Consider the following 17,563-nt stretch of genomic DNA (forward strand, 5'->3'; position numbering starts at 1 on the left):
CAGCGATGCGAAATGGCGCCCCACAAGCCGCGCGCAGCGAGGAGTGTGACCAACATCGCTACCGCCCCGAGAATGACCAGATCCCACGGGCCATAGCCGGCTAGGAATTGTTGCAGAGCGAAGAAAAGAAGTGCGCCACCGCGGCGACTCGGTGGCCAGCAGGTGCGGGACCTCGGCGACCACCCAGGTGGCGACCGCGAGATAGCCGGCGGTCAGGCGGAGCACCAGCAGCGAGACGGCGGCCGCGGCCAGCACGACGCCGAGGGCGGGGTCAATGCCAGCCGCCGCGTACAGATGAAGGGCGTAGGCGCCGACGCCCAGATAGGAATGCTGACCGAAGGAGGTGAGGCCGGCGAACAGGTTCCACAGATTGGCGAGCGCGACGAACAGGAAAAGGTCGATGTGCGCGGTCTCGGCCCGTGCGTAGAAATGCGGAATGGCGGCCGGCACGACCGCCGTCACCGCGCCCGGCTCCACCGGCTGATGACCGGGCTCATCGGAATATCCCTTGCGGGCGCACGGCCAGCACGAGCAGGAACAGCAGATGAACGGCGAGGACCGCGTAATGCGAGTTCCATTCGCCGACCAGCTGCTGGGTGAGGCCGAGCGCGATGCCGCCGGCCAGCGTGCCCCCGAGCGAGCCGAGGCCGCCGATCACGACCGCCTCGAACGCGAAGATCAGCAGGGCGAAGACCGGGCGCACCCGCCCGCCGACGGCCAGGTAGCCGCAACCGGCTCCCCACCCGCCCGAGCCGCCGAGATCTTCAACGAGATGATCCCCTCCGACGCCACGCCACCCCCGACGAGTTTGGCCTCGGCCACGGCGATGCGGAGCATGTCCTCTGCCGCCTCAGCGAACTCGGATCCCACCAGCAGCCCGAAGGGACCCGCCGCGGCGAAGAAGCCGAAGTAACCAGCGGTCTCGACGGCATCGAGGAGGGTCCGATCGACCTCCAGGCGGCTCACACCTGTTGACGTTATGACGTTTCGCGTCCCGCAACTGCACGTCCACGGCCCGAGAGCCTCCGATTCGGTCCATGTCCGGCGGTCATGAGACCCCGGCCTTTTCCCGGAGGAAGGCGAGCAGGGCCGCGCCGTCGAGTTTGGTGGCTCGGTCGTTGGTTCGGGCGTCGGATACGGCGTACTGGATCTCCTCGCCGTGGGTCTGCACGGCCACGACGGTGAAGACGACCGGGTTGAGGCCGGCGAAATCGGCCCAGTCGTCGGTGGGGGCGGCGCCGGTGGTGATCGTCCGGTCGTCGGTGGTGGTCCAGCCGCCGGCGGTGACCTCGATGGCGCAGCGGTGGTCGCCGGGCGGGAGGCCGGACAGGTCGAAGGTGTGCACAGTGGACGGCGCGGCGCTGGTGATGGTCCGCAGGACGGCCGTCGTGGCGATGTCGGTCTTCACCGTCACCACTCCCCCGTCCGCCTGGACGGCGGTGATCGTGGGGAAGACGGCCTCCCGGGCCAGGGCCACGGCCCGCGCCACATCGAGGTGGGCGTGCGGGCGGGTCGAGCGGCGCAGCACCTGGCCCACCTGGTCGGCGGTCAGCAGCGGTGCGGCCTGCAGCACCAGCGCCGCCGCGCCGGCCACGTGCGGGGCGGCCATCGACGTACCCATCAGGGAAGCGTGCTGGATGCCGTCGGAGCGCCACCCGGCGTGGGCCGACGTCACGAACTCCCCTGGGGCGGCCAGGTCGGGCTTGTCGCGGCCGTCGCGGGTCGGGCCGAGCGAGCTGAAGGCCGAGAGCGTCCCGATCGTGGCCGGCGACGACGACTTGGTGATGTAGGAACCGACGGTCAGGACCCATCGGGCCGTGCCGGGGATGGTGACCGTGCGAGCGGGATCGCGGTCGCCGGGCGCGAATCGGCTCTGTTCGGGGGCGCCCGGGTCCAGCCGTGGCGCCCGCTCGATCCACGCGTCGAAACGGCCGTCGACAATGGCGCCGGCGCGCAGCGAAATGGTCCATCGGCCGGGCTCGATCTGGCCGAGGTTTCCGCGGCGGAGAATCAGCGACGCGCGTCGATCGCCGGTGCCGTCGGCGTCCTCGTCGACGTCGATGCGCACCCGATTCCCGGCGTCGGTCTCGGCGGAAAGGGACGCTCCGGGGCGTACGCGGGAAATTGCGGAACCGGTCGGTGGGCGCAAGCTGATCTCGATGTCGTCGCGGCCGGCGAACCAGATTTCGATGATGTCGTCGAAACGGTTGCCGGGGGCGACATCGAACGCGAGGAAATGGTCCTCGCCGGGCGAAAGAAGACCGCCGGAGTGCACGCCCCACTGCTGTTCGTTTCCGGCCGACTTGACGACGACGAATCCGGGCCCGCGGCTGATCTCGTCGATGCGGCGTTCGAGCAGCGACTCGCCGGCGTGGCCGCCGATGTTGGTGCCCTGGCTGATGTTGACCACGACCGGGCGGCCGCCGGCGCGACGACGGACGAAGTCGAGCGCCGCCACCACGTGCGCGGAGGTGCCGAGCGACGCGCCGTCGGCGTCGAGCGCGACCACGATCAGGTCGGCGTCGGGGGCGATTCCGGTGAACTGCCCGGTGCCGCGCTCGTCGCCGGCGAGGATCCCCGCGACGTGCGTGCCGTGGCCGGTGTCCTCGTGCGGCACCACCGTCAGCGGATCGTCGGCGGCCAGCGCGCGGTCGATGTCGGAGGCGCGGTACTCCCGGCCGAACGGCACGTCGCCGCCGGGTTCGGGGTCGGCGCCCTGGTCCCAGAGCGCGATGATCCGGGTGCCACCGCCGGCCCGGCGGAAGCACGGATGCGTGTAGTCGATTCCGGTGTCGAGCACGGCGACGACCACCCCGGCGCCGGCGATCGGTGGTTGCGCCGTGTGCGCCGCTTCCGCTCCGCATTCCGTACGCGACCAGTTGAGCTCGGGAAACAGTGGCCGTGCCGCCTCGACGCGGGCCACGGCGTCGTGCTCGGCCAGCGCCGGCAGCGCGGTCACCGGCAGCCGTACCGGCCGCACCTTGCCGCCGGGGCCGACCTCGGCGCCGGGCAGCGCGGCCGCGAGGTCGTCGAGGCTCCCGTCCGCGGACTCCTCGACGAGGACCTCGATGGTCGCCCCGTCCGGCCGCCCGCGCCAGCCGACGCGCTCGCCGAGCGGGGCCTCGGCCGCCTGTGCGAACTCCATCCCGGACCGGCCGGCCATCTCCTCCATCAGCAGGCGCAGTCGCGGATCCACCTTGGCCGTCATCTGATCTCCTCCGCGCGGGCACCGGCGCTGGTCGGCGCCGGTGCCCTCTCGTCGATCACGAATAGATCATCACGCGTACCGGAATGTCGCGCACGAAGCTCGGGACCAGGCCCGGAACCACGACCGGACCGCCCACGTACGGGATGTACGGGAAGACGAAGGGCGGTTCGGTGTCGAGCTGCAGCCACACCGACGCGTAGCCGGCGAACGGCGGCAGACCCGACGCCACGCTGCGGACGTCGATGGTCAGCGTGATGTCCAGCAGTTTCGGCGAGCCGTCGGGCGGCGCCGGAACCGACGGGATGTGCAGCACGTGGAAGTCGAGGAACCCGGCTCCGAACGTGCCGGTCGCCGGCCCCAGGTCGGGCCCGTTCGCGACGTCGTTGATGTTGACGGTCTGGCCACGGACCATGTACTGCTGCCCGGCCATCACCTCGGCCGCCGACGGGTTGCCCGCCTGGAAGCCGAGTGGCAACGGGTTGCGCCAGATCGCGGCGATGAGGAACGCGGGCTCGCCGGTCCGCAGAATCCGGTTGGGCCGGAACGGTCCGGCGCCGATCGGCTGGAACGGCCCCACCGCGATCAGGTCGAAGAACTGGTACGGCAGTCCGCCGAAGTTCGCGGTGGGTTCCGCGGCTTCGGTGGTCGCGTTGCCGTTGTGGCCGTTACGACCGTTGAGCGTCGACGGCGCGCGCGACTGCTGAACCTGCTGGACCTGGCTGCGGTAGAGCGTGTCGCCCTGCTCCAGTTTCTGTTTCAGATCGGCCACGATCTGATTGATCTCGTCGGTCTTTTCCTTGAGTTCCTCGGGAATCATGAGTTCCTCGGAGGATTTTTTCGTCGGTGCGGTCATCCTGACCTCCAAAACCGGGTTGAAGTCGGAGACCCACTGCAGTGCGTCAGCGACAGACTGCGCCGCCGGGCACACAGATCACTACCGGATTACCTGTCTAATCAAGAATTGACAGCCAGAATTCGATCTGTTACGCGAATACCTCGGACTTATTTGCCCCGCGGAAATGATCGCGTTTACTGCTGATCGAGCGAGAGCGTATTTCCGTCCGGGTCGCGGAACCAGGCCACCCGGGCGCCGCCCGGTGCCGCCCAGACCCCTCGGTCGTCCTGCTCCATGCCCGGGAAGCGGACGAAGCCCACGCCGCGGGCCGCGAGCGCGTCGACCTCCGCGTCGATGTCGCCGACCCGCCAGCCCAGGATCGTGAACGGCTGCACGGCCAGCGACGAGCCCACGTCGACGATGCGGATGAGTCCGGCCGGCGACTCGACCACCACGGCGAACCCGTCGACGGAGGCAATCGGCAGGCCGAGCACCGACTCGTAGAACTCGCGGGACCGGCCGAGGTCGGTGGACGGGACGAAGGCGACGACGCGCGCGGAGGCCAGCATGTTCGCCACGCTGCCGTGTCCACCGGGCGGTCGTCAAATAGCCGCCAGACCGATTTGTCGCGACCGGCCGCTCGGGTAACGTCCACATTTTCCGCGCATCGGGGGCGCGGTCTGCGACGCCCACTCCGCAGGGAGGATGCGCGGTTTGGACACCATCGATTCCTTTGGGTTCGAGCAGGTTGCCCGCTGGCTGGCCGATGGCAAGGTCATTCCTTTTCTCGGGGCCGGCGCTTCGCGGGTGGGCGTCGAGGCCGACCCGTTGCCGGACGGCCGGGGCCTGGCGTTCGAGCTGCAGAAACGCATGGCGCGTCCCTATCCGGGTGACCAGGCGGACAACCTCGCCAAGGTCGCGCAGTACTACGAGGAGTGGGCCTGGGACCGCCCGGCGCTCTACGAGTATCTCCACGAGAGGTTCTACGAGACCCAGCTCCACGCCGAGCCCGGTCGCGTGGCCCGAATGCTGGCCGCGATGCCGCCGGCCACCCGGTGCCGCTTCATCGTCACCACGAACTACGACGTCCACGTCGAGACCGCGTTCGCGCGGGCCGGCCGGCCGCTGTGCGTGATCATCCAGAACATGCGGGACCCGGAGCACGGCCCGGCCCGGCTCAACGTCGTCTATCCGGACGGCACCAGCGGGTTCGCGCAGGCCAAGACCTTCCGCCTGCAGAACCCGAAGTTCCCCGACGGCACGACGTTCCTGTTCAAGATGCACGGTTCCGCGCATCAGGCGCCGGGCGCCCAGGGCGACGACCTCATCATCACCGAGAACGACTACGTCGACTTCCTGGTCAACACCGGCGGGCCCGTCTCGCCGCTGTTCCCGCCGGCCGCGCTCCTCGCGCACTTCCGGACGTCGCGGTTCCTCTTCCTCGGCTACTCCCTGACCGACTGGAACTTCCGGGCCTTCCTCCGCCTGCTGGTCCTGCAGAACGCGATCTCCAAGATGGATCAATACCGCCACCTGGCCATCCAGCTGAAGCCCGACGCCCTCGACGTCCAGCTGTGGCAGAAACGCAACATCACCGTGTACGACGGGGATCTCGTCAAGTTCTGCGATCGACTCGCCGCGGAGTGGGAGCCGGAGGACCCGACGTGAAGAATCCCTTCGTGGGCCTGCGCCCCTTCCAGGCGGGCGACAAGGACGTCTTCTTCGGCCGCGACCAGGACGTGGCCATCCTGCAGAACCTGATCCTCGCCGTACCCGTCCTGGTGGTCTACGCCCCGAGCGGCACCGGCAAGTCCTCGCTGCTCAACGCCGGCCTCCTGCCCGAGGTCGCCAAGGACGACGAGTACGTGCCGATCGTCGTCGCCGGCTCCCAGCAGGACGTGACCGAGGTGGCGACGCAGGCGCTGACCGCCACCGGCTGGGAGCCTCCGGTCGTGGGCGGCCTCGCCGACCTGCTCGAACACCACCACAAGGACACCGAACGACGGGCCATCCTGGTGCTCGACCAGTTCGAGGAGCGCCTCAAGCACGAGAAAGAGCTCGAGCTGCTGTACGCCCAACTGGCGCGCCTGGCGAACACGCGAAGCAGCGCGGCGACGGTGGTGATCAGCATCCGCGAGGACTACCTCGCGGGCCTGGCGGACCTGATGGAGCGGGTCAGCGGACTTCTCGACGCCAGCTACCGCATCGCCGGCCTGACCCGGGACGACCTGATCGAGGCGGTCCGCGGCCCGATCGCGACCGTGGGCGCGGACATCACCATCGACGACGGCCTGATCGAGGAGGTCCTCGACGACCTGGAACGGGAGACGCGATCGGACGCGACCACCCGGTCGGGCCGCATCGAGGCCGGCTACTTCCAGATCGTCTGGTCGCGCCTGTGGGAGAGGGACATCGGCGGAGGCGGCCGGCGGATCACCCGCGAGAGCTATCTGGCCGAGGACCGCGCGGCCGGCATCCTCAAGTCATTCGTCAGCGCCACCCTCGACGAGTTGCTTCCCCTCGAGGCGCAGGTCCTGTGGGCCGCTCTGCGGTACATGGTGCTTCCGACCGGGGCAAAGGTGCCACTGACGGTCGACGACATCATCGGCCTGCTCCAGTCCCGGGACTTCAGGGATTGGGGCGCCAGCATCTTCAGCGAGCAGTACGACCCCTATGGCCGGTCGGACCTGGACCAGGCGGCGGTGGGGCCGCAGCTCCAGTCCATGCTGGATTTCCTGACCCGGACCGCTTCGCCGCTGTTCCGGCGGGCCGTCCGCGGGGAGCGCACGGAATACGAATTGGTCCACGATCTTCTCGGCCTCATTCTGCTGGACTGGAGGCAGCGTTTCGTGATGGCCACGGACACGACCGCATTCGATCTGCGGACGGAAATCCTCGGGGAGCAGGTCCATGGCGCTCTCGCGCCCGGCCGTGCGGCATTGGCGTCCGCCCACAAGAACATCCGATCCGCCATCGACCTCCTCGGCGGCGAGGCCGGGTCCGCGGACGGGGCCCCGTCGACCGCCCGTGTTGAGAAGGCGCGCGGGCACATGCGGGACGCGCTCGTCGTCATGGCGGGCAACCATCGGCTCGAGAATGATTCCTGGGACCTGATAGGTTCTTACAACCGGCGTCTGAAGACATTGATGTTGGCCCATCCCGATCGGCGGGCCCGTTGCGCCGCACAGATCAGCGCCTTCGAGACGTATGCACTTCGCGACTATCTGAGCCGGTACTCCGACAGCACGACCTGGTACACGAACGTGGTCGTCTGGTGCCTCGGCGGTCTCGCCGCGGTCGGCGGACTCTTCGTGGCGCGGTTTGCGATCGACCTGGTGTGGAGCGTGCCGTCGGTTCAATACGCCCCGCTGACGTTCGCGGTCGTTGTCATCGGAGCCGCATTTCTCCAGGTTGTCGTTTACATGGAGGAAGCCCGGCAAAATATCGATCTGCGTGCGGCGCGGAAGGCGCTCTGGCCCAGCTCGTCATATTCCAACAATGCGTTCCGGTGGGTGACGCGAATCCTGGTCGCCTGGCCCGTTGTCTATCTTGTGCTGGCGCTCGCCTGCTACTCGGGCGCGGCACTTTTCGGCGTCTTCGACTGGGCTCCGACCGCCGGCTTCAATCTGACCGCGTTGATAGCGAGCCTCGTGCTCGGTGGCATGTACTTCCTGGAGTCCGACATGTGATCGGGGTCCCGGGCCTGCAACGAGCGGGCCCGGGACCGCCGTACTAGCCGATCTTCAGGTTGAGGGTCTTCGTGCCGGTGGCCGGGACCGGGACCTTGGTGGCGGTGTCGATGCCGGACGCGTTCTTGTACCAGCCGTCGTGGTTGGTGTCGCCCACGGACCAGTAATAGCCGATCTTCACCTGCTGCGAGCCGATCACGGGCATCAGGTACGTCCCGCCGGGGCCGGCGGCCGACACGTCGAACGAGCCCATCTGGTCGCCGGTCGCCGCGTTGTAGGCGTGGATCCGCCACTGCGACCCGGCGGGAGCGGTGACCTTGCCCTTGAGCGCCGCCCCCGCCACCGGGGTGAAGTTGTACGTCCCGGACGCCGGGGCGGCCTGGAAGCGGTTGCCCACGTGCCCGGACCACTGCCGCGGGTATCCCTTGCCGCCGAACAGCAGCGGCCACCCGTACGGGCCGAGTTGGTCGATGGTGTAGCGGCCGTTGGCGTCGGTCTCGGAGTCCCAGGCCGGACCGGCGTCGCCCCACGCGCTCCACGCCACGTCCATGCCGGACAGCGGCGCGCCCGCGGCGTCGGTGACCACGCCGGTGATGGTGGCCGCCTTGTCGAGCAGCGCCGCCGGTGCCGTCACCGTCTTGCCCGGCTTGACCTGGATGCGGGCCGCCGCCTTCTGGTCGCCGGTGCCGCCGGCCGCGCCGACCCACTGGTCGCCGTAGCCGGTCGGCGCGATCGCGTACAGCTCGTACGTCCCCGCGGCGATGTGCTGCGACGTGGCCTTGCCGGTCGCGTCGGTGCAGTCGCCGTAGCCGTCGGGAAGGCCGCCGTGGCCGAGCACGACCAGGGCCGCGCAGGTGCGGTCGACCGGCGCGCCGGTCGCGTGGTCGGCGGCCGAGAACGCCACCTTCCCGCCGAGCGTGAGCTTGACCCGCACCGTGGTGGTCTGTCCCGGCGTCAGCGTGACCGGCAGGTAGGCGCTGGACAGGTAGTAGCTGTCCTCGCCCGGTGAGACCTGCATCTTGAAGGAGCCGCCCGGCAGGTCGGAGACCGTGACCTGGTTGCCGGTGGTGGCGCAGCCCGTGCCGTCGCCGGGCGTGGTGACCCACACGCAGTAGTTGGTCACCGGGGCGCCGGTGCCCGCGTCGATCGCCTTGACCACCAGCGTGGCGCCGGGCAGCCAGCTGTCGTCGACCGCGACGTCGGCGCCGGCCGCGACGGAGATCAGGTCGGCGTCGGTCTCGGTGCCTTTCCCGTACGCCCACTGGGTGCGCTGGTAGTCGGGCGTGGTGAAGGAGACCTTGTAGTCGCCGGGGAAGAGCCCGGGGACGCTCCACGTGCCGTCGGCCGCGGTCTCGCCGGACAGCTGGAACCAGTTGTCGTTGCTCGCGAGCGACACGCTCACCTGCATGCCGGCGGTGGGCGCGCCGGTGAGCTTGCCGTGCACGGCGGCCGGCGCCGGCTGGGTGTCGTCCACCGTGGTCGTCTGGCCGGTCGCCACCGAGAACCGGGTCGCCTTGGCCGGGTCGAGCGTCCCCGGGACGTACACGTCGGGGCCGCCGTCGCTGGAGTAGGAGACCGTGTACCCGTCGCCGGCCAGCGCCTCGCCGAACGAGTAGACACCCTCGTCGAAGGTGCCGGCGAAGCCCACCGACTCACCGCCGCGGTGCAGGGTGACCTGGGCGTTGGCCAGCGGCGATCCGTCGGTCCTGGTGATCGTGCCGCCGATCGAGCCGACCGGCAGTTTGTGGTCGTCGACCGTGGTGGTCTGGCCGGCGGTCACCTGGTACGTGGTGGCCGCCTCCTCGGAGGTGGCCTGGACGGCCCACTGCTGGGCGGCGTCCCACTGGAACCTGACCTTGTACGTGCCGGGGAAGAGGTCGAGCGCGTACGCGCCCTGGTCGTCGGTGAAGCTGCTGCTCGTGCCGGGCACGCTGACGCTCGCGTAGGCCGGCGCGCCGGCGGCGTCAGTGAAGTGGCCGGCGATCGTGCCGGTGGCCGGCTGGTGCTCGTCGACGGTGAGCGTGGCGCCGGCGGCCAGGGTGTACGTGGTGGCGTCGCCCTGGTCGAAGACGCCGGGCGCCCAGTGCTGCAGGCCGGCGTTGTCGAACTGGAGCTGGACGCCGCCGGCGGCCACACCGCGCAGGGTGTACCGCCCGGTGGACGTGGTCGTGGTGTCGGTCAGCCACTCCCCGTCGCCGGAGTAGGCGGTGACGGTCGCGCCGGTGATCGGCGTGCCCGTGCTGGTGGTGAAGGCGCCCTGGACAGTACCGGTGCCGGCGGCGAGGGCGGGCGTGGCAAACACTCCCGCGATCAGCAGTCCGACGGCCACGGCCGAGCCCAGACGAGCCGGTTTCAGGCCCATCATTCTTTCCCCCATGTGTCGTGCGTGGAGGAATCGTAGACCTGATCGCAAGATTTAGATGTACCGGTTTGTCAGCGCCGCACGGTCAGAATCAGGTCGACCACCAGCGCCGTCCAGCCCGTCTGGTGCCAGGCGCCGAGGCCGGCTCCGTTGTCGCCGTGGAAGTACTCCGGAAAGACGATCAGGTCCTTCCAGTCCGGATGCTGCTGGAGCACCTCGTTGGCGCCGTAGATCGGTCGGTGCCCGTTCTCGTCCGGCACGAACAGCGAGATCAGCCGCAGCGACAGGTCGTCGGCGATCGCCGAGAGCGGCACCTTCTTCTGCGAGCCGGTCGGGTACTCGGCGAGCAGGTCGTCGCCGAAGAACGCCGCGTACTCGCGCAGCGCCTCGATCAACAGGTAGTTGACCGGCATCCAGACCGGGCCACGCCAGTTCGAGTTGCCGCCGAACAGTCCGCTGGTGCTCTCCGCCGGCTCGTAACCGACGGTGAAGTCCGAGCCGCCCAGCGAGACCGTGAAGGGTTTCTCCAGGTGGGCGCGGGACAAGGTCCTGATCCCGTACGCCGAGAGAAACTCCTCCGGATCGAGCATGCGCGCGAGAATGCGCAGCAGCTGGTCCTGACCCACCATCGAGAGAAGGCGCTGCTGGCGGCCCTCGGCCGACAGCCGGCGGGCGCTGATCACGTCGGCGTACTCCTGCGAGTACCGCAGCCAGCGCAGCCGGTTGGCCAGCTCGGGCAGCCGGTTGAGGGTGGCCGCGGTGAGCCGGGTGGTGGCGGCCATCGGCAGCAGCCCGACGATCGAGCGCACCTTCAGCGGCAGCTTGTGGCCGTCCGGCAGACGCAGCTGGTCGTAGAAGAAGCTGTCCTCCTCGTCCCACAGCCCCTGCTGGTAGGCGGCCTCCGCGATGTACGCGAAGTGCTCGAAGAACTTGGTCGCCATGTCCACGTAGGTGCGGTCGTTGAGCGCCAGGCAGATCGCCATGTCGAGCAGGTTGAGGGCGTACATCGCCATCCAGCCGGTGCCGTCCGACTGCTCGAGCACCCCGGCCACCGGCAGCGCCGCCGACCGGTCGAACGGCCCCACGTTGTCCAGCCCGAGGAAGCCGCCCTCGAAGACGTTGTTGCCGCCGATGTCCTTGCGGTTGACCCACCAGGTGAAGTTCAGCAGCAGCTTGTGCATCACCCGGCCGAGGAAGTCGAAGTCGCGGCCGCCGTCGATCTCGAAGACGCGCAACGCGGCCCAGGCGTGCACCGGCGGGTTCACATCGCCGAATGCCCACTCGTACGCCGGAATCTGCCCGTTGGGGTGCATGTACCACTCACGCAGCAGGAGCAACAGCTGCTGCTTGGCGAAGCCGGGGTCGACCCGCGCGATCGACACGCAGTGGAACGCCAGGTCCCACGCCGCGTACCAGGGGTACTCCCAGGGGTCCGGCATCGAGATGACGTCGAAGCTGTTCATGTGCCACCAGGCGTTGTTGCGCCCGTAGCGGCGGCCCGGCGGGGGCGGCGCCGAGCCGGGGTCGCCGGTCAGCCACTGCTTCACGTCGAAGTGGTAGAACTGCTTGCCCCACATCAGCCCGGCGATGCCCTGGCGGGCCACGGCCGCCTCCTCGGGCGTCGCCGTCGCCGGGATGACGTCGGCGAAGAACTCGTCGGCCTCCCGCGCGCGGTGGTGCATCACCGACTCCCAGCCGGCGCCGAGGTCGGGCCTCTCCTCGAACGGCTCGTCGGCCTGGGTCAGCCGCAGCCGGATCGTGCGGCTCTCCCCCGGCCCGAGCGTGAGCACGTAATGCAGCGATCCCTTGGTGCCGACGCCGGCCGGGTTGACGGTGGGCGCGCCGGCGATCAGGTGGTCGTTGATGCCGTCCTTGGGGTACATGGTCGTGCCGGGCTGGCCCCACAGGCGCTGGGCGTTGGTCTCGTTGTCGCAGACCAGCGTCGGCGGGCCCTCGGAGCCCTCCAGCACGATGTGGCCGAGCGTGCGGTGCCGGCCGGCGAGACGGCCCGGCGTCCCGGTCAGCTCCGGCCGGGGCCGGTTGGCCTGGCCCCACGACCACGTGTTGCGGAACCAGAGCGTGGGCAGCACGTGCAGGGTGGCCGGGGACGGCCCGCGGTTGGCGATCGTGACCGACATGCACATGTCCTGCGGCGTGGCCTTGGCGTAGTCGACCGTGACGGCCCAGTACCGGTCCTCGTCGAAGACGCCGGTGTCGATCAGCTCGTACTCGGTCTCCTCCCGGGACCGCTGCCCGTTGACCCGCACCAGCTGGTCGTACGGGAACTCGCGCTGGGGGTAGTGGTACCGCCACCGCATCCACGAGTGGGTGGGCGTGGAGTCCTGGTACCACCAGTACTCCTTGGCGTCCTCGCCGTGGTTGCCGCCGTCGCCGCCCAGGCCGAACATCCGCTCCTTGAGGATCGGGTCCTCGCCGTTCCACAGCGCCAGCGCGAAGCAGAACGTCTGGCGGTCGTCGCAGATGCCGGCCATCCCGTCGTCGTTCCACCGGTACGCTCGGGACCGCGCATGATCGTGCGGGAAGTAGTCCCACGCCGTGCCGTGCTCGCTGTAGTCCTCGCGAACCGTGCCCCAGGCGCGCTCGGCGAGATAGGGGCCCCACGAGCGCCACGGCAGCTCACCGGAGTCGGCCTGCGCCAGGCGTAAGCGCTCCGCCACGCCGTGTCTCACCCCCATACCTCGATCATCGTCACCGATACGGCCACACTGAGATTGTCACCGTCCCGACCGATTGTGCCCGACAACCGGAGGTCATCTAGTGGCTACAGTGCGTCGCCTCGCGTTCGGCCCCCAGGTGTGCGGCAGTGTCGACGAGGGCTCCGCCCGCGAATGGCTGGTTCCCGACGGGTGCGGGGGCTACGCGATGGGCACGGTCAGCGGTCTGCGCACCCGCCGCTACCACGGCCTGCTGATCGTCGCCGGGAACACTCCCGCCACCCGGCATCTCGGGCTCGCCGCCCTCGACCCGATCGTGACCCTCCCGTCGGGTGCGTCGGTGCGGCTGGCCACGCACGAATGGTCGGACGGGACGATCGCCCCGCGCGGGCACGAACTGCTCGCCGGGTTCGAGCTCGTCGACGGCCTGCCGCGCTGGCGCTGGCGGATCGGCGACGTCGTGATCGAGCGGGAGATCGCGATGGTGCACGGCCGGCCGGCGGTCGCCGTCGTGCATCGGCTGCTCACCGGCGGCCCGGTCAGCCTCTCCCTCGAGACGCTGGTGACCTGGCGGGACATCCACGGCGAGCGCACGGCGGGCGGCCCGGCGCCGGACATCACGGCCGACGAGAGCGGGTGCGTGGTCGAGGGCGCGTACCGGGTGCGCGGCCCGGACTTCCGCACGGCGGGTGCATGGTGGCGCGGGGTGCGGCACCGCGCGGAGGCGGCACGAGGCCTTCAACCACTCGAGGACCTGTGGTACGCGGGGAGCTTCCACGCCGAACTACGACAGCCCGGGGCGACCGCCGAGGTCTCGGCCTGGGCGGGCGAGCTGGACGACCCGCCGCCCGGGGCGGCCGAGGTGGTGGCGGCGGCGCGGCTGCGCAACCGGGCGGTGGTGGCGGCCGCGCAGCCCGCCGACGACGCCCAGGCGACCCTGGCGCTGGCCGCCGACTCGTTCGTGGTGCGCACCCGGGCCGGCGTGGACGTGGTGGCCGGGTACCCGTGGTTCGGCGCCTGGTCGCGGGACACGATGCTCAGCTACGAGGGTCTGTTCCTCACCACGAACCGCTCCGCCGAGGGCCGCGAGCTGCTCACGGCGTACGCGGCGACGCTCTCCGAGGGGATGCTCGCGAACACGGCCGACACCGGCAGCGTCGAGTACAACACCGCGGACGGCACGCTGTGGTTCCTGCACGCGGTCGGGCGGCACGTGGCCACGACCGGCGACTTCGACCTCGCCGCCGAGCTGCTGCCGGCCCTGCTCGACGTGGTCGACCACCATCTCAAGGGCACCCGGTACGGCATCGTGGCCGACCCGCTCGACGGCCTGCTGCGGCAGGGCGTCCCCGGCGAGGCGCTGACCTGGATGGACGCGCGCGTGGACGGGGTGCCGGTGACCCCGCGGATGGGCAAGCCGGTCGAGGTGAACGCGCTCTGGGTGAACGGCCTGGCCACCGTGATCAAGCTGGCCTGGCAGGCGCGGACCGGCGCGGGTGCGGCGGTGCGGGCCCATCCCGAGGCGCTCGCGGGCTTCGCGCGGCGCTTCACCGCGCCGACCGGGTGGCTCTACGACGTGGTCGACGGCCCGGACGGCGACGACGCCACGCTCCGGCCCAACCAGCTGCTGGCGTGGTCGCTGCCGTACGCGCCGCTGCGCCCCGAGCCGGCCACGCTGCAGGCGATCGGCTCGGCGCTGATGACCCCGCTCGGCCTGCGCAGCCTCGCCCCCCACGAGCCGGGTTACCAGGGAGTGCACCGGGGTGGCTCGGCCGCGCGCGACACCGCGTACCACACCGGCACGGTCTGGCCGTGGCTCACCGGGCCGTTCGTGGCCGCCTGGCGCCGGCTCGGCGTCTCGGCCGACCAGACGATCTCCGATGCCGACGACCACCTCGGCGAGTACGGCCTCGGCTCGGTCTCGGAGACCGCGGACGGCGACGCCCCGCACGAGGCGACCGGCTGCCCGTTCCAGGCGTGGTCGGTCGCCGAGACCCTACGCGCCCGACGGCTGTGACGTCGGCTCCGTGGTCGGCGGCGTGGTGGTCGCCGTCGTGGACGCCGAGGGCGACGCCGTCCGGCTCGGCCTGGTGGATCGGTAGTAGGTCGGCTTGGTCGTGTGCCGCGTCTCGCGGTTCTCGGCGGTCGGTTCGGTAGCGGGCTCGGTGGTGGGCTCCACGCTCGGCGTCGGCGGCACGACCGCTCCGGCCGGCGGTCGCAGCGCGTAGAGGACGCCGCTGTCACCGACCGCGAACAGGCCGGCCCCGTCGCTTCCCGGCGCGATCGAGAACTTGTCACCCGTGGTGTTGCGCCAGCGCACCTCGCCGCTGCCCGCGTCCAGGCCCGCGAGGCTCCCGTCCGGGTAGGCCACATCGACCTCGCCGGCGGCCGCGATGAGACGAACCGACCCGCCGCTTCCCGGCTTACGCCAGAGCTGTTTCGCCGTCGCCGGATCCCAGGCGCCGACCGAGCCGTCCGATCCGGCCGTGTAGAGCACCCCGTCGCCGCCGGCGATCCCCTCGATGGTGACCGTGTCCGCGATCCCGTCCAGCTCCGCGCCGTCCTCGCTCTGCACGCACCGCACGGTTCCGTTGTCGACCGCCACGCACGCCGCGTGGCCCGTACCGACCGGCCCGTCGGTGACCTGCCCGGCCGTGGCCGTCCAGAGCTTCTCGCCGTCCGGGCTCACGCCGTAGAGCTTCCCGTCGCCCGAGGCGACGACCACGACTCCGCCGATCACTGTGGGTGGCCGGCTTATCTCACCCTGCGTGCGCAGGCGCCAGCGCCGATCCCCATTTCCGATGCCGTACGCGGTGAGCACACCGTCCTGGCCTCCCGCGTAGGCGAGGACTCCCGCGGTCAGCGGACGCGCCCCGATCTGACCGCCGACGTCCTTGCGCCACCGCACCTTGCCCTGGGCCGGGTCGATCCCGATCAGGTGACCGTCGTCGGTGGCCGCCACCACGACGCCCCCGGCGATGTGCGTGGCCGCCCGCGTGCCGGCCCCGAGTGCGACCTTCCACTCGAGCGTGCCGTCCGCGCGCCGGTAGGAACGCAGCGTCCCGTCCTGCCCGCTCACGACGATCCGCTCGGCGCTGACCGCGGGCGGCTCGACGGCGGCGACTCCCGTGTTGGCCCGCCACAGCAACTCGGCCTCGTCGACCGCCGGCCCCGCGGAGACCGACGTCTGATTCCCCGCGGCCACCGGCTCGCCGCCACCCTTGGCCCGGTCCCGTGGCCAGGCCGCGACCGCCGTGATCGCCCCGATGACCAGCAGCACCGCCGCAAACCCACCGATCACCGCCACCCGCTTGGACCGCAGCCACGACCCCCCACCCGACCCCGCCGGCGCACCCCCGAACGGCGGCACACCGGCCGCCCCGCTGCGCAGCGGCGTCGCCGCCCCAAACGGCCCTGCGGCACCTCCGCCCGGCACCCCTGCCACAGCCCCACCGGGCGCCCCTGCCGCAGCTCCCCCGGGCGGCCCCGCGGCGGACCCGGTGGGCGGCATCGCGGCGGCGCCGCTCGGCGGTTGCGCGGGCGCTCCCCCCGGTGCCGGCACGCGCAGCGGGCCGGCGTTCTGCCCGGGCACGGCGGCCGCCCCGACAACCGTGGCCGGTGGAAGGGGTGCGCGGGGAATGTCTTGGCGATCGGCCGGGCCGGCCGGGGCGGGATCGCGCGGGGTGGGCATCAGGACGACCGGGGCCGCGGCGTCCTGGGCCGCCGCCGGGCCGCTGAGCCGGGCCGCGCCCAGCGCGATCCCCAGCTCGGGCTGCTCGTCGATCACGACCGGACGCTCGAACGCCCTCGACACCATCAGGCCGACCAGCGGGATGCGGGACGAGCCGCCGGCCAGCACCACGCAGCGCAGCTCCTCGGCCGGCACCGAGGCCGAGCGCAGTGCCCGGCGCACGGCCGCGACCGTCTCCTCCAGGGCCGGGGAGATCATCGCCTCGAAGGTGTCCCGCTTGATCCGGACCCGGGTGTGCAGCCGGGGCAGCGCCACCCCGATCTCCGCCTCGATGTCGAACGACAGGCTCTCCTTGGCCTCGACGCACTCGCGCCGCAGCCGGGACAGGGCCTCGGTGACGGCCGGGTCGTCGAGGTCGAGCCCGGCGAGCTGGTCGCCGAGCGTCGCGCGGACGTGCTCGAGCACCGCCTCGTCGAAGTCGATCCCGCCGAGCTGTTCGACACCCTGCGGCTCGCCGAGCACCTCGAACCCGTCGGCCGTCTTGCGCAGCACGGCCGCGTCGAATGTCCCGCCGCCCAGGTCGTACACGGCGATGGTCTCGCCCACCGCGACCCGGGCCGTCCCCGCGTAGCGGATCGCCGCGGCCTCCGGCTCGGTCCGCAGCGTCACCTGCGGCAGGTCGGCCAGGCGCGCGGCCTCGAGCAGCCGCTCGCGTTTGTACGGACCCCAGTTCGCCGGATGCGTGAGCACGATGCGGCGCGGCGGCCCGCCCTGCCCCTCGGCCACCGTGGCCACCACCCGCCGCAGCAGCGCGGCCGTGAGCTCGTGCGCGGCCATCGGGGTCTCGCCGAGCCGCATCGGCACGGGGTCGCCGATCCGCCGCTTGAACTCCCGGGCGAGCCGGGTCGGGTCGGTCTCGCCCCGCCGCTGCGCCGCCTCGCCGACCAGCACCTCGCCGTCGTCCCGCAAATACACCAGCGAGGGGATCTCCGGCGTGCGCCCGCCGAGGCGGACAGTCTCGATCGCGCCGTCCACATTGATCGCGGCGGCGCTGTAGGTGGTCCCTAGGTCGATACCGAGGCCGTACTCCAGCACCCCCCGGA

General features: G+C 71.1%; 11 protein-coding genes. 3 read left to right on the forward strand and 8 right to left on the reverse strand.

From position 1 onward, the window contains the following. Positions 1-493: 493 nt before the first annotated feature. The 5 genes from A3CQ_RS0106050 to A3CQ_RS0106070 all read right to left on the reverse strand — a co-directional run bounded on the left by A3CQ_RS0106050 (position 494) and on the right by A3CQ_RS0106070 (position 4,612). The gene (locus tag A3CQ_RS0106050) at positions 494-703 is read right to left on the reverse strand and encodes a hypothetical protein (protein ID WP_020510027.1); all 210 of its coding nucleotides are present in this window, start codon (positions 701-703) and stop codon (positions 494-496) included. Further along, the gene (locus A3CQ_RS0106055; RefSeq protein ID WP_020510028.1) at positions 679-966 is read right to left on the reverse strand and encodes a hypothetical protein; all 288 of its coding nucleotides are present in this window, start codon (positions 964-966) and stop codon (positions 679-681) included. Before A3CQ_RS0106055 ends, A3CQ_RS0106050 begins: the two co-directional genes overlap by 25 nt. 82 nt (positions 967-1,048) lie before the next feature. Beyond that, a complete protein-coding gene (locus tag A3CQ_RS0106060; protein WP_020510029.1) occupies positions 1,049-3,208 on the reverse strand; it encodes a S8 family peptidase in 2,160 nt (719 codons plus the stop codon). A 55-nt stretch (positions 3,209-3,263) separates the two neighbouring features. Next, positions 3,264-4,061 carry a hypothetical protein gene (locus A3CQ_RS0106065; protein WP_020510030.1) on the reverse strand — a complete coding sequence of 266 codons (798 nt, stop codon included), beginning with the start codon at positions 4,059-4,061 and terminating at the stop codon, positions 3,264-3,266. 176 nt (positions 4,062-4,237) lie between these two features. Beyond that, positions 4,238-4,612 (reverse strand): VOC family protein, encoded by a 375-nt coding sequence (locus A3CQ_RS0106070; protein ID WP_026205376.1) that lies wholly within the window; start codon positions 4,610-4,612, stop codon positions 4,238-4,240. A gap of 145 nt (positions 4,613-4,757) precedes the next feature. Between A3CQ_RS0106070 and A3CQ_RS0106075 the strand changes: the two genes are divergently transcribed. Continuing rightward, positions 4,758-5,711 (forward strand): SIR2 family NAD-dependent protein deacylase, encoded by a 954-nt coding sequence (locus A3CQ_RS0106075; protein WP_020510032.1) that lies wholly within the window; start codon positions 4,758-4,760, stop codon positions 5,709-5,711. Continuing rightward, entirely contained in the window at positions 5,708-7,732 is a 2,025-nt protein-coding gene (locus tag A3CQ_RS0106080) for an nSTAND1 domain-containing NTPase (protein WP_026205377.1), read from the forward strand. The genes A3CQ_RS0106075 and A3CQ_RS0106080 overlap by 4 nt, the downstream gene beginning before the upstream one ends. Before the next feature lie 43 nt (positions 7,733-7,775). On the opposite strand, the gene A3CQ_RS0106085 is transcribed toward A3CQ_RS0106080, so the two are convergent. Continuing rightward, a complete protein-coding gene (locus A3CQ_RS0106085; RefSeq protein WP_084698933.1) occupies positions 7,776-10,109 on the reverse strand; it encodes a carboxypeptidase regulatory-like domain-containing protein in 2,334 nt (777 codons plus the stop codon). 56 nt (positions 10,110-10,165) lie between these two features. Beyond that, a complete protein-coding gene (locus tag A3CQ_RS0106090) occupies positions 10,166-12,790 on the reverse strand; it encodes an MGH1-like glycoside hydrolase domain-containing protein (RefSeq protein ID WP_040431358.1) in 2,625 nt (874 codons plus the stop codon). 91 nt (positions 12,791-12,881) lie between these two features. Between A3CQ_RS0106090 and A3CQ_RS0106095 the strand changes: the two genes are divergently transcribed. Beyond that, complete coding sequence (locus tag A3CQ_RS0106095) at positions 12,882-14,786, forward strand: amylo-alpha-1,6-glucosidase (RefSeq protein WP_020510035.1); 1,905 nt, start codon at positions 12,882-12,884, stop codon at positions 14,784-14,786. Here the strand turns inward: A3CQ_RS0106095 and A3CQ_RS57130 are convergent. Beyond that, on the reverse strand, positions 14,766-17,555 hold the full coding sequence (locus A3CQ_RS57130) for a hsp70 family protein (protein ID WP_051115142.1): 2,790 nt from the start codon (positions 17,553-17,555) through the stop codon (positions 14,766-14,768). The genes A3CQ_RS0106095 and A3CQ_RS57130 overlap by 21 nt on opposite strands. Between the last annotated feature and the right edge of the window lie 8 nt (positions 17,556-17,563).

Origin of the sequence: Paractinoplanes globisporus DSM 43857, from assembly GCF_000379645.1 — a bacterium.
GTDB lineage: Bacteria > Actinomycetota > Actinomycetes > Mycobacteriales > Micromonosporaceae > Actinoplanes > Actinoplanes globisporus.

What these genes read in the sequence shown, in the direction of transcription:
- A3CQ_RS0106060 (WP_020510029.1), bottom strand. Translation starts at nt 3,208, where the DNA reads ATGACGGCCAAGGTGGATCCGCGACTGCGCCTGCTGATGGAGGAGATG.
- A3CQ_RS0106065 (WP_020510030.1), bottom strand. Translation starts at nt 4,061, where the DNA reads ATGACCGCACCGACGAAAAAATCCTCCGAGGAACTCATGATTCCCGAG.
- A3CQ_RS0106070 (WP_026205376.1), bottom strand. Translation starts at nt 4,612, where the DNA reads ATGCTGGCCTCCGCGCGCGTCGTCGCCTTCGTCCCGTCCACCGACCTC.
- A3CQ_RS0106085 (WP_084698933.1), bottom strand. Translation starts at nt 10,109, where the DNA reads ATGGGGGAAAGAATGATGGGCCTGAAACCGGCTCGTCTGGGCTCGGCC.
- A3CQ_RS0106090 (WP_040431358.1), bottom strand. Translation starts at nt 12,790, where the DNA reads ATGGGGGTGAGACACGGCGTGGCGGAGCGCTTACGCCTGGCGCAGGCC.